This is a genomic window from Sinorhizobium sp. CB7, from assembly GCF_041357635.1.
Taxonomy (GTDB): Bacteria; Pseudomonadota; Alphaproteobacteria; order Rhizobiales; family Rhizobiaceae; genus Rhizobium.
In genome coordinates, this window is sequence record NZ_JAULLL010000011.1 from 116,525 (window position 1) to 138,776 (window position 22,252).

Annotated in this window: 17 protein-coding genes, 1 pseudogene and 1 riboswitch; of the genes and pseudogenes, 8 read left to right on the forward strand and 10 right to left on the reverse strand. The window is 57.1% G+C overall.

Annotated elements, in window-relative coordinates:
* Window positions 1-5: 5 nt before the first annotated feature.
* From AAE029_RS21315 to AAE029_RS21325, 3 genes are all read right to left on the reverse strand, one after another.
* On the reverse strand, window positions 6-1,475 hold the full coding sequence (locus tag AAE029_RS21315) for an FGGY family carbohydrate kinase (protein WP_371074896.1): 1,470 nt from the start codon (window positions 1,473-1,475) through the stop codon (window positions 6-8).
* Between the two features lie 81 nt (window positions 1,476-1,556).
* Entirely contained in the window at window positions 1,557-2,525 is a 969-nt protein-coding gene (locus AAE029_RS21320) for a transketolase family protein (protein ID WP_371074897.1), read from the reverse strand.
* Window positions 2,525-3,334 carry a transketolase gene (locus AAE029_RS21325; RefSeq protein WP_371074898.1) on the reverse strand — a complete coding sequence of 270 codons (810 nt, stop codon included), beginning with the start codon at window positions 3,332-3,334 and terminating at the stop codon, window positions 2,525-2,527. The genes AAE029_RS21320 and AAE029_RS21325 overlap by 1 nt, the downstream gene beginning before the upstream one ends.
* A gap of 181 nt (window positions 3,335-3,515) precedes the next feature.
* Between AAE029_RS21325 and AAE029_RS21330 the strand changes: the two genes are divergently transcribed.
* From AAE029_RS21330 to tpiA, 6 genes are all read left to right on the forward strand, one after another.
* Window positions 3,516-4,628 carry a sugar ABC transporter substrate-binding protein gene (locus AAE029_RS21330; protein WP_371074899.1) on the forward strand — a complete coding sequence of 371 codons (1,113 nt, stop codon included), beginning with the start codon at window positions 3,516-3,518 and terminating at the stop codon, window positions 4,626-4,628.
* A 34-nt stretch (window positions 4,629-4,662) separates the two neighbouring features.
* Complete coding sequence (locus tag AAE029_RS21335) at window positions 4,663-5,691, forward strand: ABC transporter permease (RefSeq protein ID WP_371074900.1); 1,029 nt, start codon at window positions 4,663-4,665, stop codon at window positions 5,689-5,691.
* 10 nt (window positions 5,692-5,701) lie between these two features.
* Window positions 5,702-7,240: a sugar ABC transporter ATP-binding protein gene (locus AAE029_RS21340; protein ID WP_371074901.1), complete on the forward strand. Its 1,539-nt coding sequence runs from the start codon at window positions 5,702-5,704 to the stop codon at window positions 7,238-7,240.
* A 17-nt stretch (window positions 7,241-7,257) separates the two neighbouring features.
* Window positions 7,258-8,232, forward strand: coding sequence for an ABC transporter permease (locus AAE029_RS21345; RefSeq protein WP_371074902.1), 975 nt, complete (start codon window positions 7,258-7,260; stop codon window positions 8,230-8,232).
* Between the two features lie 22 nt (window positions 8,233-8,254).
* Window positions 8,255-9,718, forward strand: a complete 1,464-nt coding sequence (pepD, locus tag AAE029_RS21350; protein WP_371074903.1) for a beta-Ala-His dipeptidase — start codon at window positions 8,255-8,257, stop codon at window positions 9,716-9,718.
* 145 nt (window positions 9,719-9,863) lie between these two features.
* Window positions 9,864-10,625 (forward strand): triose-phosphate isomerase, encoded by a 762-nt coding sequence (gene tpiA / locus AAE029_RS21355; protein ID WP_371074904.1) that lies wholly within the window; start codon window positions 9,864-9,866, stop codon window positions 10,623-10,625.
* 107 nt (window positions 10,626-10,732) lie between these two features.
* Window positions 10,733-10,879, forward strand: a riboswitch (FMN riboswitch).
* A 325-nt stretch (window positions 10,880-11,204) separates the two neighbouring features.
* Here the strand turns inward: tpiA and AAE029_RS21360 are convergent.
* The 3 genes and pseudogenes from AAE029_RS21360 to AAE029_RS21370 all read right to left on the reverse strand — a co-directional run.
* Window positions 11,205-11,360, reverse strand: a pseudogene (locus tag AAE029_RS21360) (IS3 family transposase); the annotation flags it as partial.
* A gap of 96 nt (window positions 11,361-11,456) precedes the next feature.
* Window positions 11,457-12,290, reverse strand: a complete 834-nt coding sequence (locus AAE029_RS21365) for a prephenate dehydratase (protein ID WP_371074905.1) — start codon at window positions 12,288-12,290, stop codon at window positions 11,457-11,459.
* A gap of 696 nt (window positions 12,291-12,986) precedes the next feature.
* Complete coding sequence (locus AAE029_RS21370; protein ID WP_371074906.1) at window positions 12,987-14,174, reverse strand: aromatic amino acid transaminase; 1,188 nt, start codon at window positions 14,172-14,174, stop codon at window positions 12,987-12,989.
* A gap of 440 nt (window positions 14,175-14,614) precedes the next feature.
* Between AAE029_RS21370 and AAE029_RS21375 the strand changes: the two genes are divergently transcribed.
* Window positions 14,615-16,063 (forward strand): MATE family efflux transporter, encoded by a 1,449-nt coding sequence (locus tag AAE029_RS21375; RefSeq protein ID WP_371074907.1) that lies wholly within the window; start codon window positions 14,615-14,617, stop codon window positions 16,061-16,063.
* Here the strand turns inward: AAE029_RS21375 and AAE029_RS21380 are convergent.
* The 4 genes from AAE029_RS21380 to AAE029_RS21395 all read right to left on the reverse strand — a co-directional run bounded on the left by AAE029_RS21380 (window position 16,037) and on the right by AAE029_RS21395 (window position 21,547).
* The gene (locus tag AAE029_RS21380; protein WP_371074908.1) at window positions 16,037-16,753 is read right to left on the reverse strand and encodes a helix-turn-helix domain-containing protein; all 717 of its coding nucleotides are present in this window, start codon (window positions 16,751-16,753) and stop codon (window positions 16,037-16,039) included. The genes AAE029_RS21375 and AAE029_RS21380 overlap by 27 nt on opposite strands.
* A gap of 77 nt (window positions 16,754-16,830) precedes the next feature.
* A complete protein-coding gene (gene lpdA / locus AAE029_RS21385) occupies window positions 16,831-18,231 on the reverse strand; it encodes a dihydrolipoyl dehydrogenase (RefSeq protein WP_371074909.1) in 1,401 nt (466 codons plus the stop codon).
* Window positions 18,231-19,466 (reverse strand): dihydrolipoamide acetyltransferase family protein, encoded by a 1,236-nt coding sequence (locus AAE029_RS21390; RefSeq protein ID WP_371074910.1) that lies wholly within the window; start codon window positions 19,464-19,466, stop codon window positions 18,231-18,233. The genes lpdA and AAE029_RS21390 overlap by 1 nt, the downstream gene beginning before the upstream one ends.
* 2 nt (window positions 19,467-19,468) lie before the next feature.
* The gene (locus AAE029_RS21395; protein WP_371074911.1) at window positions 19,469-21,547 is read right to left on the reverse strand and encodes a transketolase C-terminal domain-containing protein; all 2,079 of its coding nucleotides are present in this window, start codon (window positions 21,545-21,547) and stop codon (window positions 19,469-19,471) included.
* A gap of 120 nt (window positions 21,548-21,667) precedes the next feature.
* On the opposite strand from AAE029_RS21395, the gene AAE029_RS21400 reads away from it, so the two are divergent.
* A complete protein-coding gene (locus AAE029_RS21400; RefSeq protein ID WP_371074912.1) occupies window positions 21,668-22,135 on the forward strand; it encodes an Lrp/AsnC family transcriptional regulator in 468 nt (155 codons plus the stop codon).
* Window positions 22,136-22,252: the final 117 nt, after the last annotated feature.

Genomic DNA, 22,252 nt, shown 5'->3' on the forward strand with positions numbered 1-22,252 from the left:
AATTTTTATTCACTCATAATTGAAGGCGGCTGAACGGTCGAGCGATAGATTGCATCCTGCCAGATAGCCAAACGATTGGCAGTGTCCGACGGACTCGGTGACAAAATTATGGCGGAGCGCGGTAAGGCCGCGATCGCGGCGAGGTCCGGCCAGACACCAAGAGAGATGCCGGCAAGGTAGGCCGCACCAAGCGCAGAAGCCTCCGGAGCGTCGCATTGGACGATTTCATGGTTCAGCGTGTCGGATACACATTGCATGAGGAAGGTGCTCTTGCTCGGACCACCGTCCGCATAGAGCCGTCCCAAACGTGTGGGTGACTGTGACGACATCGCCTTGAAGACGTCATGGACTTGAAACGCTATCGAGTCCGTTGCTGCGCGTGCCATCTGCGCCCGACTGGTATTGAAAGTGATGCCCGTAAACGCTGCGCGGGCGTCGGAATGCCAGTAAGGAGCCCCTAGGCCAACGAAAGCGGGAACGAAGCCCGGACCGCCGGGTTCTGCAGTCTCAGCGAGTTCGATCAGCGACTGCACATCGGCCACTCCTAGGATGTTGGCCATCCACGGCAGAGCGGCCGCAGAAACCAGTATGTTGCCTTCGAAGGCATAGGTTGCCTGCCCAGCAATCGACCAGGCGATGGTGGTTGTAATGCCTTGCTGTGGCGCAATGAACCGAGGCAGGGTCGTCATGACCGAGGATCCTGTACCGAAAGTCACCTTGCCGTCACCGGGGTTAAATGCGCCGTGACCAAAAAGCGCGGCGTGGCTGTCGCCTATCGCGGACGCGATTGGGATGCCATTCCTTAAGCCCGGAACGTCTTTCGTGACACCAAACAGCGACGAACTATCTTGGACCTCAGGCAGCGCCGACTTTGTCACGCCGAACAGATCGCAGAGCTCGTCACTCCATGCCTGACGCTTGAGATCGAAGAGCTGGCTTCGGGCGGCATTCGCTGAATCGCAGGCGTGGACCGACCCGTCAGTAAAGCAGTGTATTAACCAAGCGTCGATCGTGCCAAGGCGAACGTCGCGGCCCGCGGGTGCTCGGTCGAGCAGCCACTTCATCTTCGGTCCGGGAAACATAGGATCGATTGGCAATCCCGTGAGGGCTTGTACACCTGCCTCATATCCCAATGAGGCCAACTCGGTGCATGCAGAGGCGGTGCGGCGGCATTGCCAACTCACGACGGGGCCAAGCGCTTCGCCGGTCGCTGCATCCCATATGGTGACCGATTCACGCTGATTGGAGATGGCAACGCCGATGACGTCTACATTGGGAATTGCCTGGAGACAGGCTGCGATCGCTTCAAGCACCGATTCCCAAAGGCGTGCGGGACGTTGCTCAACCCATCCCGGCTGCGGGTGCTCAATACCAACCGCACAAGCGCCGCGCGACAAGATCTTCCCATCGGTCGAGACCAATACAGCTTTAGAATTCGTTGTGCCCTGATCTATGGCAAGGATGGCAGTATTCATGAAAGCTCCGGGCGTAGAAATTAGGGGGCGCGGCAAACGGGAGGTCTTGCCGCGCCCGGCACGAAATCTGAACGCGCACGATCATACGCGAGTAGTCTTTCGTGCAATCAAGGCTATCGCGGCTTGGGCTATGGCATTGGGAGACATGCCGAACTCATCCAGCAGGAATTCCGCGGAGCCTGTTGGCGCAAAGATTCCGGGAACACCAAGCATCTTCATCGGCACAGGCGACTCCGCGACCACTACTTCGGCAATGGCCGAGCCAAGCCCCCCAAAGGTTGAATGCTCTTCCGCCGTCAGGATGGCACCAGTGTTCAGAGATGCCGCCACAACCGCCTCGACGTCGATCGGGCGGACGGTTGCCATATTGAGGACACGCGCCTGAATACCCTGTTCGGCAAGAATGGTGGCCGCCTCCATCATGCGGTGGGTGAGAGTGCCATTTGCGATAAGGGTGATTGCATCCCCGTCGCGAAGCAAGTTGGCTTTCCCAAGTGCGAACTTGTGGTCTGCGGGAAGCAGATCCGGAACGCCGACACGCGAGAGACGCAGGAACACTGGCCCCTCGTAGCTGGCGGCCCACTCGACTGCAGCAGCCGTCTCGATCGAGTCGCAAGGTGCAACGACGGGCAGGTTCGGTAGGACTCTTGTCCACGCGAAATCTTCAACCGAATGATGGGTTGGTCCGAGTTCGCCGTATGCCATCCCTGACGAGATTCCAATGAGCTTGACGTTCGCATTGGAGTAAGCGATGTCAGCCTTGATCTGTTCAAGCGATCTGCCAGTGAGGAAGCAGGCGGCGCCGCAGACGAACGGTAGGAGGCCGCCATTGGCAAGGCCTGCGCCCACTCCGACCATGTTCTGTTCGGCGATGCCGACGTTGACGAGACGATCCGGCCACTTTGACTTGAAGCCGCCGAGTTTGGACGAGCCGACGGAGTCGTTGCAGACGGCGACGATCTTTGGATTTTCGGCGCCCAGACGCTCCAGAACTCCTACGAAGGCGTCGCGGCAGTCATGAAGCCTGGAGGGCGGTATCACTGCGTTCATCAGATGGCCCCCGAAAGGTCAGCTACTGCGATCTTGTACTGGTCGGCATTGGGCACCTTGTGGTGCCAATCGACTGTGTCCCGCATAAAAGAAATGCCCTGACCCTTGTTGGTGTGGGCGACTATGCAGTGGGGACGATTGCCGCGCTTCTCAAGCGCAGGGACAATCTCATCCATGTCGTTGCCGTTGATCTCGGTCACTTCCCATCCAAACGCCTCAAGCTTGGAGGGGAAGGGCGCGAGATTGTTTGTTTCACTTAACGATGCTCCCTGCTGGAATCGATTGTGGTCGATGACCAGGGTGAGATTGTCGAGCCCGAATTGTGCAGCGGAGGCGATTGCTTCCCAGTTGGAACCTTCCTGCATCTCGCCGTCTCCGGTCATGACGTATGTGTAGTACTTCGCTCCAGTCAACTTCGCTGCTTTGGCCATTCCGACGGCCACCGGAAGACCATGGCCCAGAGGGCCAGTGTTCGTTTCGACGCCCGGAACTTTGTTGCAGTTCGGGTGGCCGTTAAGGCGGGAGTGCGGCTTCAAGAAAGTCGAAATCTCATCCTCGGGGATAAAGCCGCGCTTCGCTAGCGTGACATATAATGCGAGGGCGACGTGGCCTTTGGAAAGCACAAACCGATCGCGGTCAGGGTGCTTCGGCTCCTGTGGGAAGACGCGTAGCACGCGAAAATACAGTGCGGTCAGGATGTCGATAGCAGACATCTCCCCACCAATATGGCCGGCTCCGGCTTCAAATACCGCTTTCAAATCGCGGAGGCGTATCTCTCCAGCGATGCGATCGAGATCGTTCGGGTGCATGCAAACCTCGTGTGAATAAATATTCAATCATTAAAATAATTGCACGACGGGGGAATATGTCAAGTACCTTTGCTCGCCAATCTACTCTCGATATGACGACAGTGAATAATTATTCTTATTGCAGAAAATATTCTGCCTGTCTTACATCGTCCCACTGCAGAGGGCAGGTGGAGGAGTTCAAATGAAAAAATTCGGTAAGTCCCGTTCTACGTCTATTATCAGCGCTGGTGCGCTCTCGCGTCGTAAGATGCTGGCTCTCGCGGGTTCTGCGGCGCTGGCCATGACGATGCATTCTGACGTGATGGCGGGTGGTCTCGACAAGAGCGAGATCCAGCTTGTGACCGTCATCCAGACGAATACTAACCCTTATATGCTCCAGTGGGCCGCGGGCTCGCAAGCGTTCGCTGACTCGGTCGGCCTTCCGCTAAAGACGATCGTGTCGAACGGCGATTCCCAGCAGCAGTTGGCGCAGATCCAAGCGACGATCGCCGCGGGCAAAAAGGTCGTCGTGACCATCAACCCCATCAATAGTGCGGACGTCCCGGCAATCGTCAAGGCGGTCACGCGTTCTGGCGGCTTCATAACGACCCAGTGGAACAAGCCGGAAGGCTATAATCCGTGGGATGTTTCGCCGAACTACGTCGCCCATCTCACCTATGACGGCTACTCGGCTGGCAAGTGGACCGGCAAGGCACTCTTCACGGCGATGGGCGGCAAGGGTGGCATCATCGCCTTCAAGGGTGTCCTTGACAGCCCGCCTTCCAAGCAGCGTTACGACGGCATGAATGAAGCGCTTAAGGATTTCCCGGACGTCAAGATCCTCGACACGCAGGCGGCTGGTTGGGATCGCCAGAAGGCCTATGACATCACCAAAACCTTGCTGACCAAGTACGGTGATGAGATCAAGGGCGTCTGGGCCGCCAGCGACTCCATGACTCTCGGCGCCTACGCTGCTTTCCAGGACGCAGGCCGACTCGGGGATGTGAAGTTCTCGGGCAATGACAACACTGAGGAAGCTCTAAAGCTGATCGACAGCGGCCCGAACTTTGTCGATACCTATTCCTCCGACGGCTACTACAACGGCGCTCTGGGCCTTGCGATGGCCTACGAAGCTGCGATCGGCAAGCTGGATGTGTCCAAGCTGACCAATGACCAACGTGCGGGCAACTACTCGCAGTTCGGAGTCGACAAGACGAATGTCAAGCAGCAGCTCAAGGCACCGACTGCAGAGGAGATCATGGCAGAGATCAACAAGGGCCTATTCGCCCGCTTCGTCGGACCTGAGCTGAAGTAATCCTCAACGCGGATTGAAGAAGGGCGAGAGAGTCATGTCACACTCCGATAATCTCATATCCAATGGCCACGGTGCTCTGGTGTTCGCCGGATCCAAGCACAGCTTGAGGAAAGCGAGGAAGGAATGGCTTGGCCCTCTCGTCGCTCTCGCTGTTGTAATCGTCATCCTATCGGTTCTAAGGCCATCCACCTTCCTTACCTGGGAGAACTTCCGGGCCATTACCGATCAGGCTTCGATCCCGCTCATTCTCGCGATGGGAGCGTCATTCGTCATTCTGATGGGATGCATCGACCTCTCGATCGAGGGAGTGATGGCGACCGCTGCACTGGTCTTCGTTCTTCTCTCAGCCAACAGCGTGAACAATGTGAACCTTGGAATAGGGGCGCCACTGATCGCGCTGCTAGCGGGCACTTTGATGGGACTGTTGACTGGGGTCATCCACACTGTCTTCCGAGTTCCATCCTTCATGGTGTCGCTGGGCACCTGGTTCATCGGGCTTGGTATCGCAACCGTTCTGTTCGGGGATTCCGTCCCGCAGCTTTCCGGCGACCTGACGCGCTCCTGGGCCAGTGCCTCGCCGCTCGGCGTTTCGAACGCCTTCGTCGTCGCCGTCGTGTTCATGATCGTCGCGAAGTTCATCAGTGACAACACGTCGATGGGCAGGTTCGCGTACGCAATCGGCGCCGACGAGAACATTGCGTCGCTCAACGCCGTCTCGGTAAACCGCTACAAGGTCTACGTCTTTGCTCTGGCAGGCTTCTGCAGTGCGCTGGCAGGCGTCATCGGATGCAGCCGATTGGGCGTTGGCGTTGTCGACCTCGGCAGTGGCCAGCTCTTCCAGACGATCGCAGCTGTCGTCATCGGCGGGACTTTGCTTTCCGGAGGCAGGGGTGGTGTCATCAACTCTATCTGCGGGGTGCTGCTCGTTGTGGTGATCAACAATGGCCTCATCCTCATGGGCGTGAGCCCTGTCTTCCAGCGTGCGGTTTCGGGCCTCGTCATCGTGGTCGCCGTGGTCGCCACCGCGTTCAACCAGCGTTCGCGTCTGCGGATCGTCAAGTAGGAGATCGGCCATGCAGGGGACAGTTCCATTCTCTCTTCGCAACGTGTCGAAGAGCTTCGGCCCGGTGAGGGCGCTCAACAACGTCAGCCTCATTGTTCGCGCGCATGAGGTGCTTGGACTTATCGGCGAAAACGGCGCGGGCAAATCCAGCCTTCTCAAGGTCCTCTCGGGAAGCTATCAGCCCGATACCGGAGACATCCTCGTCGCCGGTCAAAAACGGACCTTCAGCAATCCGACTGCAGCTGCAGCCGCTGGGATTGGGGTCGTCCACCAAGAGCAATCCCTGGTCGTCAACCTGTCGGTGGCCGAGAACATCCTGATGTCGACGCGAGCGACCAAGTCCGGCAACAAGGGCGGCCAGGTCCGTTTCGGGATCTACAACTGGCGCAAGATTAATGATGATGCGACGGACATCCTCAGGCGCATCGGTTCCAACATCGATCCGAGATCGAAAGTGGAGGATCTTTCCTTCGCCGATCGTCAGATGGTCGAAATCGCCAAGGCCCTGCAGATTACCAGGCAGCCCGGCGTACAGCCGATCATCGTGTTAGACGAGCCGACTTCGGTTCTGGAAGACAATGACATCCAGCAGCTCGAGCACGAGGTTCGGAGGCTGAAGGAAATCGGGTCCGTCATATTTGTGTCGCACCGCCTCGACGAGGTGATGAAGTTCTGCGACCGGATCTGCGTCATGCGCAACGGCGAAGTCGTCGGCGAGCGTCTGACCAGCGAGGTGGATGAAGACGAGCTCTTCCGCATCATGACCGGACGGCACGCCGAGACAACCTCGCGAGAGCGCAGGAAGTCCTTCGGCGACAGCGCCGTAATCCTTGACCTCGAGGGCCTTGGCGCAAAGGGTAAATTCTCTGACATCTCGCTGAAGGTGCGAAGCGGTGAAATTCATGCGCTCGTTGGCACCAACCATTCCGGCCGCGAGGAAGTCTGTCGCGCCGTCTTCGGTGCCGAAGAGTTCGACGCGGGTACCGTCCGTTACAAAGGAAAGTTCGTTTCGCGACCAAGCCTGCGAGGAAGCGCCAATACCGGCATCGCATATCTTCCTTCGGAGCGGAAGCTTGAAAGCATGGTTGCGGGCATGACCGTGGCCGAGAACCTTCAACTCACGCACCGTGGCGAACGCGCATCCGCCATGTTCGTGAACCCGGCAGCGCGGCGGGACAAAGCGATGGAATGGATATCGAAGCTCAATATCCGTCCCCCCGTTCCCGATGCCGACATCGCATCACTTAGCGGTGGCAACCAGCAGAAGGTGGTGCTTGCGAAGTGGCTCGAGGATCCGCAACTTTGTCTCCTCATTCTCGACCATCCGACCCGAGGCATCGATCCGGGTGCCCGTGAGGACGTCAGTACGCAGGTCTTCGCCGCTTGCGAGAAAGGTGCGGCAGTTCTCCTGATAGCAGACACCCTTGAAGAAGCGATTTCCCTGGCTGACACGATCACCGTGATGCGCGATGGCGAGATTACCGCGACGTTCGACCTCAACTCAGGTTCGATCCCGACCCATGCCGAACTTGTGGGGAAAATGATATGACTATGGAGGCTACTCACGTGAAGACAGCCACGGACACGCCGACCCCCAGGCTAGGCTCGGCAAATTTCCATGCGTTCGCTCCACTCGCCGTGTTGCTGATCCTGCTTAGTATAATCTCGATCTTCCAGCCAAGTTTCGTCGGAGGGGTCGGCCTCGAAATCCTGGCCTATCAGGCGATCCCGATCCTGCTGCTCGGCCTTGGTCAGTTCGGCGTGATCCAGCTGGGTCGGATCGATCTATCCAGCGCGACGGTCGCGGTACTCGCATCCGTATCGGTCGCCCAGCTTCTTGGGCCGCTCGGCGCATTCGCCCCCGTCGTCACTATCCTCATCGGCGCGGCAGCCGGGTTTGCGAATGGGGTGGTCATCAGCTACTTCCAGGTACCATCGTTCGCCGTCACGCTTGGTGCTATCGGTGTCTGGCAATCGCTTTCGCTTGTGATCGCAAAAGAGACTACTGTGTACGTCTCCGCAAATGGCGAATTCATCGACTGGCTCGACAGCTTCCAGATTGGCGGATACTCCGCTGCCGTCTTCATCGGCCTCTCGCTTGCCGTCGTGGCATGGGCTGTGATGCGCTGGACCCGTTTCGGCACCTTTGTGAAGGCAATGGGCCTCAATGAGCGGGCCTCGATCATGTCCGGAGTTCCGACCGCCGCCGTGACAGTGGCGGTGTTCACGATCTCCGGCGCGTTCGCGGCCCTCGCTGGCATCGTCCTGACTGCGCAGCAGGGAACCGCTTCCGCGTCCGGGCTCGGTGTAGGTCTGCTCCTGCCGTCCATTGCGGCGACGATCTGTGGCGGCGTGGCCCTGACTGGTGGCGTCGGCAGCGCGCTCAACGTCATCGTGGGATCAATGATCATCGCTCTCATCCCGGTAGGCAGCTCTGTGGTCGGCATCGATCCGCGTTACCAGCAGATCGTATACGGCCTGGTCGTCATCCTTGCAGTGATTCTGACGATCGACCGCACCAAACTCAAATTCGTGAAATAGCAAGCCTAGACGGGAGGTTTCCATGACTACTTTCGAAGAGCTCGAACCCAAGGAAGTGTTCAATCATTTCGCCGCTCTTTCTGCGATCCCGCGCGGTTCGCAAAACGAGAAGCAGGTCAGCGACTACATCATGAATTTCGCTAAAGAGCGGTCTCTCGAAGCGTATCAGGACAAGATGTACAACGTACTTGTCAAGAAACCTGGCACTCCCGGCTATGATAACGCGCCTGCACTCATTCTTCACGGCCACATGGACATGGTGTGCGAGAAGGACCCGGGCGTGGAGCACGACTTCACGAAGGACGGCATCAAGCTGATTGTCGACGGCGACTATATCCGTGCGGACCGGACGTCGCTCGGCGCTGACAACGGCATTGGTTGCTCCTTCATCCTAGCGTTACTGGACTCCAAGGATATTCCCCATCCTCCATTGGAAGCCGTAATGACCGTCATGGAGGAGATGGGCAAGGTCGGCGCATCCGAGTTCGACGTCTCGCAGCTCGAGGGCACTCGGATGGTCGACTTCAATTGGGTGACCGACGAGCAGATCCTTGCGGGTTGCGCGGGCGACATTTCCTGCACCATCGATGTCAATGCTGAATGGGTGACCACTCCCCCGAACGCGCAGGCACTCTCGCTCAGCATCGGCGGGCTGCTCGGAGGACATTGCGAATTTGACATCCACCTCGAGCGAGCCAACGGCATTGTGGTTCTGGCGCGCATCCTCAACTCACTGGCGAAGACGTACGACGTCCGGATTGCCCGCTTTGAGGGTGGGGCCCAGAACAACGTCATCCCAGCACATGGCGAACTTGTGCTCATCGTTCAGAAAGCCGATAAAGCCGCAATTCTGGATGCTATCAAGGAGCTTGAGGCGACGCTCAAGAGCGAGTTCTTGGTCGCCGACCCGGGTCTGAAGGTAAGCGTAACTGACGCAGAACTTTCATCCCGGGTCTATTCCCAGATAGCAACCCGCCGTGTCGGCCGCATTGCGGCTCTTCTGCCCAATGGCGTCATCAGCATGAGCAGGTCCATCGACGGACTCGTGGAGAGTTCAAGCAACCTCGGGACCGTGCGTGCGACCGACGACGGATTGACTTTCACCTGCACGATTACGGCGGGTGTGTCCTCGCGAAAGCACGACATCTTTGAACGCATGCGTGAGCTGGCCGAGATGGCCGGCGGCAGAACGGAGTTCAAGCAGTTCGGACTGGACGCCCCGGAGTTTCCGCCGACCCCGAACTCGAAATCTGTTCCGGCAGCCGTAGCGGCTTTCAAGACTGTCCACGGTCGCGAACCAGAAGTTCTTGTATCCTCCTGCAGCCTCGAGCTCGGCTTTTTCGTCAACCGCATCCCTGGACTGGATACTGTGGGCATTGGAACCGAACTGCAGCACCTGCACTCGACGAAGGAGCGCGTGAGCCATCCGTCGGTGGCACGCTCGTGGAAGGTTGTCCGCGACTTCGTGGGACGCTTGAAGGACTGATTCAAGGATTCGGCCCAATGGACTGGCGAGGCTTGTTCGCCAGCCAACATTCTTCATTCTCGAAACGGGCACCCTCGAAGATAACCTGGCTACCGCCGAGTGCTTCCGCGTGTCCTCTTCCGACAATATTGATGAGGTTAGTTAGATGGAACACCGTGTCCGGCCGCTGCTCGTCGGCAATTGGAAGATGAACGGAATGATCTCGTCGCTGGACGAACTCGCTCAGACGGCATCGAGAAGTGTGGATTTGTCTCTTTTCGTCGACATGGTCATCTGCCCGCCTCTGACCTTGGTTCGCTCCGCTGTAGAGGGCGTCGCCACGTCGCTGCTCGAAATCGGCGCACAGGACTGCAGCGACGAACAGACAGGCGCATTCACGGGAGACGTCTCCGCGGCCATGCTCGCCAATTGCGGGGCAAAGTGGGTTATCATTGGTCACTCCGAGCGACGGACACTGAGATCAGAAACCAGCGCCGTTGTGTGCCGGAAGGTCCGCCAGGCACTGTCAGCGGGGGTCACTCCGATCGTTTGTATCGGAGAGACCGAAAGTGAAATGCGCGAGGGGCGTACGCTCCAAGTTCTCTCGGAACAGTTGACAGCTTCTCTGCCTTCGGAGGCGGGGCAGGGCGACTTCGTCGTGGCGTATGAGCCAGTGTGGGCAATAGGGAGTGGCAAGACTCCGACAGTCGACGAAATTGCCGGCGTGCACCAATTTATACGGAATTGGTTGGATGCACGGTTTGCCGACCACGGCCCGAAGACGCGGCTGCTTTACGGCGGATCCGTCAAGGCGGAGAACGCCCGCGAAATCATTACCTGCGAGAATGTAAGTGGTGCTCTTGTCGGAGGTGCGAGCTTGAAGGCGGCCAGCTTCCTGGCAATCGCGGATGCCTTCTGCGTTTCCTAGTCCACATTTCCTCACGCAGCGGCCGCTGCTGTTGACAGTCTGTCTCGCTTCATTCGCAATTGGGAGAACGGGCGCTTGAGAACTCCGCCATTTGTCTCCTTTGCTGATATCGTTCTCAGGGCGGGAAGCGATTCCCCGCCGGCGGTATCGGGAAGATCCGGAACCCGCGAGCGCTTCCGGCAGCAGCCGGGGAGGTTAGCAGATCCGATAAAATGCCGGAGACGATGGTATAATCCGGATGGAAGAGAGCACGCACAAAGGCGCTGCGCAGCTACAGCGTTCGAATGCTTGTTCGCCCAAGGCTAAGTGGTGGCTCGTCATGATCCATGTACGGCGCGGTTTGGGGCCAACCCTTTAAAGGCAGAGAAATGGCATTTTCCCTAATTGAAGATGCAATCGCCGCTATCGGTCGTGGTGAGATCATCCTCGTCGCCGGCCACGCCACAGAGAGAACGAGGGCGACCTCGTCATCGCATCGGAACTGGTCACTTCAGAAGCGATCGCATTCATGATGAATCATGCGCGGCCTGATCTGCGTACTGAACCGCAGCGTGTTTGGCGGAGGCCATTTTGCCTAAGCTATGCGGCCACGGCTGCTTCGTCCAACGTAGTACCGCTCTTCAGCTTCGGCTGGCGGTGTATTCGCGATGGACTTCAGAAGTCGTCGGTGGTTGAACCAGTCGGCCATTCCATGGTGGCGAATTCCACCGTTTCAAAGCTCTTCCATGGTCCACGCGATTGATCGTTCATGAACACAAATTTCTCATTTTCAATATTCTTCGACATTTCATGCCGCCACCAACGCATTTTGTAGTAGCTACCGGAGGGCAGCTAGTATTTTCGGGGATAGGACCCCAACATGCGGATATCATCCCTCGATACTAACTGCGCAAGCTGTGGTTCAGCCTCAACGTGTCCGGCGAAATCAATCACGTATTGATGGATGTCCAACCGTTCGCGCGTAGGGCGCTCGTAGATATTGAGGATGGACAGCCCGGAATTCAAAAAGGTCGCAAGCTGCGAGCTGATCGACGCTTCGTCGCTACGAAGCACAATCGTCGTTCTGTCGAAGCCGGTCGGCCGGGCGATATCTTTGCCAAGAACCCACCAACGCGTAACGTTGTGGAGACCCTCTTCGATACCGGTGCGGAGTTCCTGGAGGTCGTAAAGTTTTGCGCCCAGGCCCGGCCCGAAAGCTGCAAGCTTTGGTGAATTCTCCTCGGCGACATAAGCGACAGTGCCCAGGCGGCTCTCACGCTCCACTCCCGGCATGTTCTCGTCGATCCAAGCCCTGACCTCTTCCAGAGCCACGGGATGACCGAGCACCTTTGTTATCGACGAGAAAGTGGCGTCTTTGCTCGCGATCAGGCTGTAGCTTAACATACGGGGATATTCCGCAATAACCGTAACCGAGGGGAGAGCAAGAATTTGATCGAGATATGGAGTGGTCCCGACTAGAGAGGTCGTAACCGGTGCACAGATAGCGTCAACCATTCCCGATGCGTACGCCTCGAAGAGGCCATCCTTAAAGGGTACCAGTCCAGGGCCGTTGCTGAAGAGCTCAAGTGTCGCTTGATGTGTCCAGGTCCCCTCGGGTCCAATGAAGCCGACTTTTTTGATATCGGATGCATCAATGATCGGCGGCTGCCGAATTAGCTTGTTCATTCCCTGTCCCGGTTGCGCAGCTCATACTGCGGGTGCTTCCATCGTTCGCTAAATGGATAACGGGGCATCTCGGGCGGTTCAATTCGTTTGAAAATATTTTAATGTCATGAAAATTAGGTCAGTTTCGCAGGCTACGACGAATACTCGGCTGGTGCCTGACGCAGGCTTTCACGTCCATGGATGCCGCTGCCGTCGAATAACCAAGGTATCGGATGGCTTCAGTTCGACGACCTCATCGGCATAGCGGAACGACATTTGATCTTCCAGTATGTAAGTCGCCTGTATTCCAATGTGCTGATATCCGGGGACTTCATCTGTCACGGTGAGGAGGCATGGCTCCACACAGTTTCTATCGACGACATTCTGGTCAGTAGGGCGGTTCACCTCGGGATCAGCAGAATTGTCGATTAGACAAAGCAATATTATGCGAAAGAAGCGAATGCTGCGAGGGAGTTTGTGAAGGAAGCATCCCCACCCTATGTGTTGACGCGAATTTCCGAACGTTTCGTGTGGGCTACTTCACCGTTCTCGACGCTGGCACACGCGGGTGCGACCCTCGCTGTGCCGGTGTTTCGCGACGTCACAGGAGCCGAACGGTGACGAGTGCAGTCGCTTATCAATAGGCTTACGCCAACTCGTGCGTGAGCCCTGCGCCACGAGCCCACGCGTGAAGCAACTGGCTCGTGGCGGTTGGCATCACAGCAGTTCACCGATTGCCTGGGACGCCAGATCAACCTGTTCGATACGCAGGCCTGCGAGATTTACGCGACCAGAGTCAGGCATGTAGATGCCATGAACCTCTCGGAGGTGCGTGACGTTCTCGGGCGTGACCGGGAGAAGTGAAAACATTCCTTCCTGGCCTGCGACAGCGGAAAGTCGAGGGGCGTAGATGGAAAGCCGGTCTGCCAGCGCTGTTCTGATTTCAGAGACCCGGCTTCGCATCGAGGCAAGTTCGTCGATCCACAGCTTTCGACGGCCCGGATCGCCAAGCACAGCCGCCACAATGGCCGCACCGTGAGCAGGTGGCATCGAATAGCTGGCGCGCGCATGGTACGCGAAATTAGCGACGCCTTTGTTCAGGTCTGTTGCCGAGTTGCCCAACACGAATGCCGCGCCGGTTCGCTCACGATAAAGCGAGAAGGACTTGGAGCATGATATGGCCACGATGGCCTCATCCGCTGCATTCAACACGGTCAGCATGCCTTCGGCATCCTGTACAAAGCCGCGTCCCAAACCTTGATAGGCGTTATCGAATACCGGGATGAGGCCTTTCCGCGCGACTACCTCAGCAATCGCCGACCAAGCCTCTTTCGAAATAGCTGCTCCGGTCGGATTGTGGCAGCTTGCATGCAGTAGGATTGCGTCGCCTGATTGTGCGCTCTCAAAGGCAGAAAGCATCTCATCGACATGGACGGCCTGGCTCCGGGGATCGAAGAAGCGATATGTCTTAATGCCCAAGCCAACCGTCCCGAAGATCGCATTATGGTTTGCCCAGGTCGGTGTTCCAATCCAAATGGTCCGGTCCTTGTCATGGGCGAGGATTTCAGCGCTAAGACGCAAGGCAGCAGTTCCACCCGGCGTCTGCACCCCAGCCAGTTTTTCGGTCACCGTTCCTTCGCCGAACACCTCGTGTGTCAAAAGCGATACGAATGACGGATCACCCTCGGGACCGATGTAGGACTTTGTGTCCTGAGTTTCCCACAGATGATGCTCTGCGGACTTGACCGCTGCCATGACAGGAGTCCTACCGGTTCCGTCCCGGTATACACCTACGCCGAGATCGATCTTATCGAGACGCTCATTGCTCGCGAATTTCTTGATAAGGGCAAGCAGGGGGTCTGGTTTCCGGTCAGGCAATCCTGCCAAAAGGTACTGCTTAGTCACGCTTTTCCTCCTATTCTATAAAGAAACCGGTCACCTTCGCTCAACGCCGGCAAGGACGCTCAGGCTGCCTCCTGAAGCGCCTGGTCCACGCTACGTTAAACGCATCAGAGCGGACGCTGGCAATCGTTAGGAAAATATTTTCCTGTGATGAAATGCTCAGAGGTCCGCCCGTGAGTTTCATGACGGGAAAATATTTTCCAGACAATTGACCTCGTGGCGGGTTCCCGTAACCTCTCTAAAAATCGGCCAAAAGGCTGCATCGAAAAAAACAATGGGAACTGAACAAGGGAACTCACAAAGACGGCGACGCTTTTCTGGCAGGATCGTCAGGAAGATCTCACGTCCAAATGGAATAGCTGGGTAGCCAGCAACTAAATCTCCTCCCGCACCTTGCGAGACGTCCCTGCCAGCAGGCGTCTCGCTTTTTTGTGATGCATGACATGACTGCTCGATCCGTAGCCCGCCTACAAACTTGGCCTGAAGAAATCCGGTCTACGACGAAGCTGTCTTGGCCACTCATCCTTGGTCAAATCGCTCAGCGTCTGATGCTCATCATCAACGTTGTCATGATGGGCCATCTAGGTGCGAAGGAACTGGCCTCTGGTACGCTGGCAATGGCCATGCTTAACCCGATACTGCTGTGCACAGGCGGCATCTTGGCAGCTGTGGCTCCGCTCACGGCCCAGGCAATTGGGGCAGGGGATAAATCGGGCGGTCGCGCCTTCTTCCAACAGGGTATGTGGCTCAGCGTAATCCTGTCGTGTCTCGCGGTTCCGCTGCTCTATAATACGGGAACGGCGCTTGAATTCCTGGGGCAGTCTCCTGAGCTGTCACTGCAGGCAGGAGAGTTTGCGAAAGCACTTTGCTTCATGCTTCCACCTTATATGGTGATGCTTGTGGCAAGAAATTTTCTTGCCGCACACGGCCAGACTGTTGTGGCTTTGGTGATCCTGGTGGCCGGCGCCGCATTGAACTTTGCCATCTGCTACCTGATCGTTGAGAACGTCTGGGGCTTAGGGCAATACGGCCTGTTTGGGATCGGCCTGTCTACGGCATTGGCCAATCTTGCCATCGCGGTGGCGCTTCTGTTCTACATTTCATCGAATCCACGCACCAACGTTGTTGCTCCCTACCGCGGTCTTCACCGGATGGACCTTCTTTCGCTCAAGGCAGTCTCCATCGTCGGGACACCTATTGGGGCAGCCACCCTTCTCGAAGTGGCATTCTTCAGCGCAAGTTCTCTCCTGATGGGTTATCAAGGCGACGCTGTGCTGGCTGCCTATGCTATGTCGGGACAGCTCAACGGTCTCGCATTTGCGATCCCGACAGGGATCGGCGTTGCGGCGATGGTGCGCGTTGGCTGGGCCTACGGCGCGCGAAGTTGGATCGCGATGCAAAGGGCGTGCTTTGTAGCAATAGGTTTGGGCGTCGGGACGGGATTGTGTGTTGGGCTCATGTACGCCATGTTTCCGAGCCTTTTTATCTCCATCTTTATCGACGTCACCGTTGCCGAAAACGATGCTGTTGTGAGGATAGCCACGCTATTTTTGTATATAGTGGCGACCATGCAGCTCGTGGACGCAGTCCAAGGTATCGTTTCGAATGTCCTACGCGGCATGTCCGATACCTTTGTACCCCTGCTTCTGGTCCTGACCGGATACTGGGTTTTCGGCTTTCCGGTGTCCCTTATACTATCAGGTCCTGCAGGATACGGTGGAACGGGCGTTTACATTGGCCTATTGATTGGCGTTGTTGTGGTCGCGGTGGCACTCACTGGAAGGCTGTTGTACCACCTCGGCGAAATGAAAGAGGCAGCGGAGCGAGCGTTCGTTCCGGCTTTCCCACATGAGCTGCCTGTCGTTCTAGGCGCGGAGATTAAAGACCACTGACAGGTACTTTACTGGCGCGTTGATAAGCTTTTCATGGCCATGGATTGAATTTGCGTCGAACACCATCGTATCGCCGGGACGCAACTCAACCAAGGCATCCGCATACCGGTAGACCATCGAACCTTCGAGGACGTACATGAACTCGATCCCGGTGTGCTGAAACCCTGGGCTAACACTGGAGTCGCTGCTCAGAGTGACAAGGTATGGCTCAACATACTTCTCCCCTGACAGCAGGTGCCCGAGAAGTTCATAGTCTAGCCCGACCTTCGAGCCCCGCCGCTGGACCGAAATGCCTTTTCCGGCCCTAACCAGGGAGTAGTCAGCACGTTGCTCGTGGCTCGCAAAAAGGCGGGCGACCGGGACCTTAAGAGCAGCCGAAATGGCGACCAATGTTCCAAAGGAGGGTGTTGTCGTTCCGCGTTCGATCTTCGATAGCATGCCGTTGGAAAGTCCTGCCGCTTCAGCCAACTGATTGGCTGCCATGCCCAAGCTCAGCCGGAGACTTTTGATCTCCTTGCCAACAGCAACGGCCAGAGCCTCACCGGAGGGAGCTTTGACGGACGAGGAGGAGCTTGCGGATGGAGTCGCCTTTTTGTCGACCTCATCCTGCGTGTTCGGACGGATCATCATGGAAAGAGCACCGCGCTTTACGCGTTTGCCCTCTACGACTTTCTTCTTTCCATCATGCACGGCTTTCCTACTCCATTTTCCATGCACTGTAGAGTGTTTTAGCGTCCATAGTAAGAGCTGGCGGGGCGTCGAACGCGTCAAGCATGGATAGGACTTCCGCCGATGCCGAGCGCGGCTTCCTTAATCGCTTCGCTGTGCGTCGGATGGGCATGACAAGTGTATGCCACGTCCTCGGCTGTTGCGCCAAACTCCATGGCTTGGGCTATCTGGCCAATCATCGTCCCAGCGACCGAAGAGATGATGTGCGCCCCCAAAACGACATCAGTCATTTCGTCCGCGATCAGTTTGACAAAACCATCGGTCTCCCGATTCGCCTTTGCTCGGCTGTTGGCGACCATCGGAAATTTTGAAACTTTGTAGGATCGACCCGACAACTTGAGAGCGTCCTCCGTTAGACCAACACTGGCGACCTCTGGGTCTGTATAAACCACAGCAGGAATGACGTCGTGATTAACGTCGCGTGGTATGCCCGCCAGACGTTCAGCCAGCGCGATGCCGTCGTCCTCGGCACGGTGCGCCAGCATCGGGCCAGAGGTGACATCGCCGATGGCGTAAACGCCCTCGATTGCGGTTCTCGCCACGTGGTCAACGGGGATAAAGCCGCGCTCGTCGATCGTTATGCCGACGATCTCAAGCCCGAGCTCAGAAGTGTTGGGACGCCGTCCGGTGGCGATAAGAACGGTATCGGCCTCGATCTCTTCGAGCTTCCCTTTTTCTTTAAAAGAGACTTTCGCAGAGAAGTCAGCCCGGTCGATGGTCTGGACTTCAACCGATGTTCTGATCTTGAAGCCTTGCTTCTGCAGCAGTTGCCTCATCGTCTTGCGAACGTCGCTGTCCATTCCAGGTAAAATCTCGTCCAGGTATTCCAGGACTGTCACCTCCGCACCAAGCCTGCTCCAAACGGAGCCGAGTTCGAGACCAATCACTCCGCCACCTACAACTATGAGACGTTTTGGAACGGATTTTAGAGTAAGCGCTCCCGTAGAGTCGACCACGACGCCGCCGTCGTTGTTGATCTCAACCGAACGGAAGGGTGAGGGGTCTGACCCTGTCGCGATAATTATGGATTTCGCAGTGTGACGTTTTCCTGAGACTGAAATTGCATGAGCGTCTTCGAACCGCGCCCAGCCATGTAGCAGCTCCACTTTATTCTTCTTGAACAGGAACTCGATACCGTTGGTAAGGCTGCGGACCGTCTCGTCCTTCTGCAACATCATCGTCGGCAGATCGAGTGAGACGCTTTCGGCTTTTATTCCGAAGCTGGACCAGGTGCCATGGGCTGCCGCGTGATAAAAGTGCGAAGCGTTGAGCAATGCCTTCGACGGTATGCAACCCACGTTCAGGCAGGTGCCACCCAATGTCTCTCGGCCCTCTACGCATGCGGTCTTCAAACCAAACTGAGCGGCCCGGATCGCGCAGGCGTAGCCGCCTGGTCCGCCACCGATAACGATGACGTCGAAATCATACTTGGCGCTCATCAGGACCATGTCTCCAGCGTCCGCACGAATTCCGTTAGCCACGTATTGGTCTGGTGACCGTCAAGGGAGCGATGGTCAATCGTCAGAGATACATAAGCCATCGGGCGAATCTGGATGGTATCGACACCATCGACTTCGCGGACGACGACCCGTTTTTCCAGCTTGCCCACTCCGAGAATCGCCGATTGGGGCTGATTGATGATAATTGGAGCTGCCAGCAGGGAACCTGAAACGCCGTGGTTGGAGATGGTGAACGTCCCACCCTTGAGGTCATCGCCTTTCAACGTGTTGGACCGCGCCTTATTTGTCATGTCCTGCAGACGAGCTGCTATACCCTGCAGGGACAGGTGCTGGGCCTGCCGGATCACAGGGACTACCAAGCCCTTGTCTCCCAGCGCGGTGCCGACGCCAATGTTGACGTCTCCGAAAACCTCAAGACTTTCGTCGTGCCACTGGCTGTTGATCTCGGGCACTACCTTCACGGCGGCGACGCACGCAGCCACGATGTACGCAGTGTACGATAGATTGACGCCCTCAGCCTTCATATGAGACTTGTTTGCGTCGCGATGGCGCGCAATCGCTGTGAAGTCCGCTTCGAACACCGCAGTGACCTGAGGCGCTGTCGAAAGGGAGTGCGACATATGCTTGGCGATGGCCAGGCGCATTGATGAGTGCGGCACCTTACGAGAGGAGCCGGTCTCCAAGCCCATGACCTGGGCGGGAGTTGGTGAAGTGGCGCCTGCTTGCACAGGAGCGACCGTAGCAAGAGGTGCTGCGACCGGTGCCACAGCCTTTTTGGGCTTCCCTTCGTTGGCTAGGTCCATATCGGCTCTGGTCACGCGTCCGCCCTTGCCGGTGCCGCTAACCGTTGACGGATCAATGCCATATTCCGATGCAGCCCGTCTCACTGCTGGTGAGTAGTGCTCGTTCGGTGTTACTTCCGCGACTACAACCACTGGGCTGGTTGCTGCTGCCGTCGGCATCACCGAAGCGCTACCGCATGTGAGGCGGCCAAGGATCGAGCCTGGCGTCGCGTCAACGCCATTGGTCATAGTGATCTCGGTCAGAATGCCGTCGCAAGGGGCAGGTACCTCTTGCGTTACCTTGTCGGTTTCCAGCTCAACCAGCGCATCGCCTTCAACGACGTTGTCACCAATCTGCTTCAGCCAGTTCCGAACAACGGCCTTGGTCCCTTCCTGCTCAATAGGAGCAAGGATATCAATTACGTCGGCCATACTTAGAACTCCAGAAGCTCGTTGATACGTTTGGAGATTCGTTCGACCGAAGGAACCGCCCAGTCTAGAAGGATAGGGTTATGCGGGCTGGGGATATCCGGCATGGTGAGGCGGGAAACGGGGGCATCTAAGTCCATGAAAGCTCTGTCGGCGACAACGGCAGAGATTTCAGCGCCGAAACCAGCCGATCCCAGATCCTCGTGAACAATGAGGCAACGCCGCGTCTTCCTCACCGAGGTCAGGACAGCGTCCTGATCCCAAGGCATCAGCGTGCGAAGGTCGATCACATCAGCTGAGATACCTTCTGCCGCCTCCTCACAACGTTGGACCATAGCACCCCATGTTACGATGGTGATGTCGTTGCCGGTGCGGGTGAATTTCGCTTTCCCGAACGGCAGTGTGAAGTTGTCGCCAGGGTAGGGGCGTCGAGCCCAAGCGTGGTCAAGCATGGCGCGATGTTCGAAGAAGATAACGGGATCATTGCCCCGCAGCGATGTGCGAAGCAGCCCTACCGCATCCTCTGCGTTCGAGGGGACCGCGACTTTCCAGCCGGGCTGGTGCACAAAAGCGACCTCGTTCGTCTGACTGTGCCAAGGGTCGCCGCACTTGAAGAAACCACCAGGCATGCGCACGACGATGGGTGCGGCGAAGCGGTTATTTGTGCGCCAGCGGATGGTACCACAGTCATTCAACTGTTCCGTCGCCGGTTCAGCGTACTTGCGGAACTGAATTTCGGGCACGGGTACAAGGCCAGCAAGAGCCATGCCGACGGCGCGACCGATGATGCCTTCTTCTGACAGGGAGGTGTCGAACACGCGCTCGATGCCGAATTTCTCCTGAAGACCAAGCGTAACGGCATGAACGCCGCCCTTGGGGCCGATATCCTCACCGAAGATCACGACGCGTTCGTTGATTGACATCTCATGATCAAGTGTCTTTCGGATCGCGGTGACCATGTTCATCCGCGCGCCGGATGGCTCAGGCGTCTCGGTGCTCTGCGGCGCGACATAACCGTCACGGTGCTGACCACCCATGACCTGCATTTCGCCACTAAAGAAAACATTATTCGTAAGGGTCGAAGGGTCGGCTACAGGTCGGGCTTCAGCGGCTTCCCGAGCCATTTCGGCAGCCTGTCGTGCACTGCTTTCTGTTTCGTCCCACTCGTCAGCTGTCATGACAGCCGGGACAAGATATTCTTTCAAACGGGGGAAGGGATCACGATCCCACTCCTGTTTTACCGTGTCTTCGCTCTTGTAGGTCTGAGTATCCTGGAAACTATGTCCTTGCAGGCGTGGAACGGTCAGTCGCAGCATGGCTGGCTTGCGCTGATCGCGCACAAACGCAACAGCTTCTTGAGTAAGGCGAGCGGCGGCTGCCGGGTCGCAGCCATCACCGTCGAAGATTTTAAGATTTTTCCAGCTCGCCAGGTTGGCAGCGATATTCCCGCCCGGCGTCTGGACGGTTGAAGGAACGGAGATGCCGAAGCCGTTGTCCTCGATGTAGAACAACATCGGGAGCGATTGAGTTGTGGCGGCGGTGATCGCCGCCCAAAAGCCGTTCGAGGCAACCGACCCGTCGCCACCGAGCACCACCCCGATGTCCTTCGCATATTCGGCTTTTCCAAGCGTCTTGGCATAGTAGTTCATCGCCTGGGCCCAGCCTGCAGTGGGCGTGTATTGCGCTCCAACGCCACCGCACATCGGGAGCGCGGATGCACCCGAGAGGTTGGGATAATTGAATACTACACCGATGTCGCGGCCGTCTGAGTATCCGCCCGCGCGGCCCATCGCGGAGCCAAGCGCATCAACAGGATCGACGCCAAGAGACAGGAGAAGGGGCCGGGAGCGGTAATATCCGCAAGTAGCATCGTGCGATCCGGTCAGCTGCATGCCCAAAAGAATTTGAGCCATGTCATGTCCGCGAGCGGAAAATTGATAAAGGACCTTCTTCTCCGGGACGAGGCGCGTCTCTTCCATTTCATCGAGAGCCCGAGAGAGCTGAAGGTAGTATGCGGCTTTGCGCCAGTCGATTTGCTCATCTGGTGAGTTTCGCTCGTGCGATTTGATAGCGACGTGATCCATGTCGTCCTTCCGAAATTCGTTCGGAACAGGATATTAAAATCGGGCGCGGGATTCCTTTCAATGTTGGCCGGTTTGGTGTAGGAAATGAAATAGATCGTTCACAGATGCGGGGAAACGTGAATGGAAAAGATCACGCTAGACTCGGTCGATAGAGCAATCCTCAGAGCTGTGCAGGAGCAGGGCGATATCAGTCAGGCACAGCTCGCACAAAAAGTAGGGGCCTCCGCCGCGTCTTGCTGGAGACGGATTACAAAGCTCGAAGAGGCGGGGGTGCTGACCAAGACAGTGCGACTGGTGGATGCTGATGCTATCGACAAAGGCCTCAACGTGTTTTGCCAGGTGCGGATGAAATCACATGATCCTGGCGCACGACGTGACTTCGAACGGTTCATAGACAGCCATCGGGAAGTGCTGGAATGTTACTCGATGTCGGGTGAGTGGGACTATCTGATACGGGCAGTCGTCGGCGATGTCCGTGAGTATGAAACACTACTCATGAAGGGCATCCTGACCCACGATGCTGTCCTAACCTCATCCTCCCACTTCGCGCTGAAAGCGGTAAAATACACCACAGCTCTGCCGGTCTAACTACCGGACTTCATCACTTTTTTCGCTCTGCCTTGCTATGACGAACGACGGTTCTAAGCAGCGAAGCTGGATTTTCACGTCGTGAACTCTTGATGATATTCTACTTTAAATTAGCCA

Coding starts and splice junctions, on each gene's coding strand:
- AAE029_RS21315 (WP_371074896.1), bottom strand. CDS start 1,475: ATGAATACTGCCATCCTTGCCATAGATCAGGGCACAACGAATTCTAAA.
- AAE029_RS21320 (WP_371074897.1), bottom strand. CDS start 2,525: ATGAACGCAGTGATACCGCCCTCCAGGCTTCATGACTGCCGCGACGCC.
- AAE029_RS21325 (WP_371074898.1), bottom strand. CDS start 3,334: ATGCACCCGAACGATCTCGATCGCATCGCTGGAGAGATACGCCTCCGC.
- AAE029_RS21330 (WP_371074899.1), top strand. CDS start 3,516: ATGAAAAAATTCGGTAAGTCCCGTTCTACGTCTATTATCAGCGCTGGT.
- AAE029_RS21335 (WP_371074900.1), top strand. CDS start 4,663: ATGTCACACTCCGATAATCTCATATCCAATGGCCACGGTGCTCTGGTG.
- AAE029_RS21340 (WP_371074901.1), top strand. CDS start 5,702: ATGCAGGGGACAGTTCCATTCTCTCTTCGCAACGTGTCGAAGAGCTTC.
- pepD (WP_371074903.1), top strand. CDS start 8,255: ATGACTACTTTCGAAGAGCTCGAACCCAAGGAAGTGTTCAATCATTTC.
- tpiA (WP_371074904.1), top strand. CDS start 9,864: ATGGAACACCGTGTCCGGCCGCTGCTCGTCGGCAATTGGAAGATGAAC.
- AAE029_RS21365 (WP_371074905.1), bottom strand. CDS start 12,290: ATGAACAAGCTAATTCGGCAGCCGCCGATCATTGATGCATCCGATATC.
- AAE029_RS21375 (WP_371074907.1), top strand. CDS start 14,615: ATGACTGCTCGATCCGTAGCCCGCCTACAAACTTGGCCTGAAGAAATC.
- lpdA (WP_371074909.1), bottom strand. CDS start 18,231: ATGAGCGCCAAGTATGATTTCGACGTCATCGTTATCGGTGGCGGACCA.
- AAE029_RS21390 (WP_371074910.1), bottom strand. CDS start 19,466: ATGGCCGACGTAATTGATATCCTTGCTCCTATTGAGCAGGAAGGGACC.
- AAE029_RS21395 (WP_371074911.1), bottom strand. CDS start 21,547: ATGGATCACGTCGCTATCAAATCGCACGAGCGAAACTCACCAGATGAG.
- AAE029_RS21400 (WP_371074912.1), top strand. CDS start 21,668: ATGGAAAAGATCACGCTAGACTCGGTCGATAGAGCAATCCTCAGAGCT.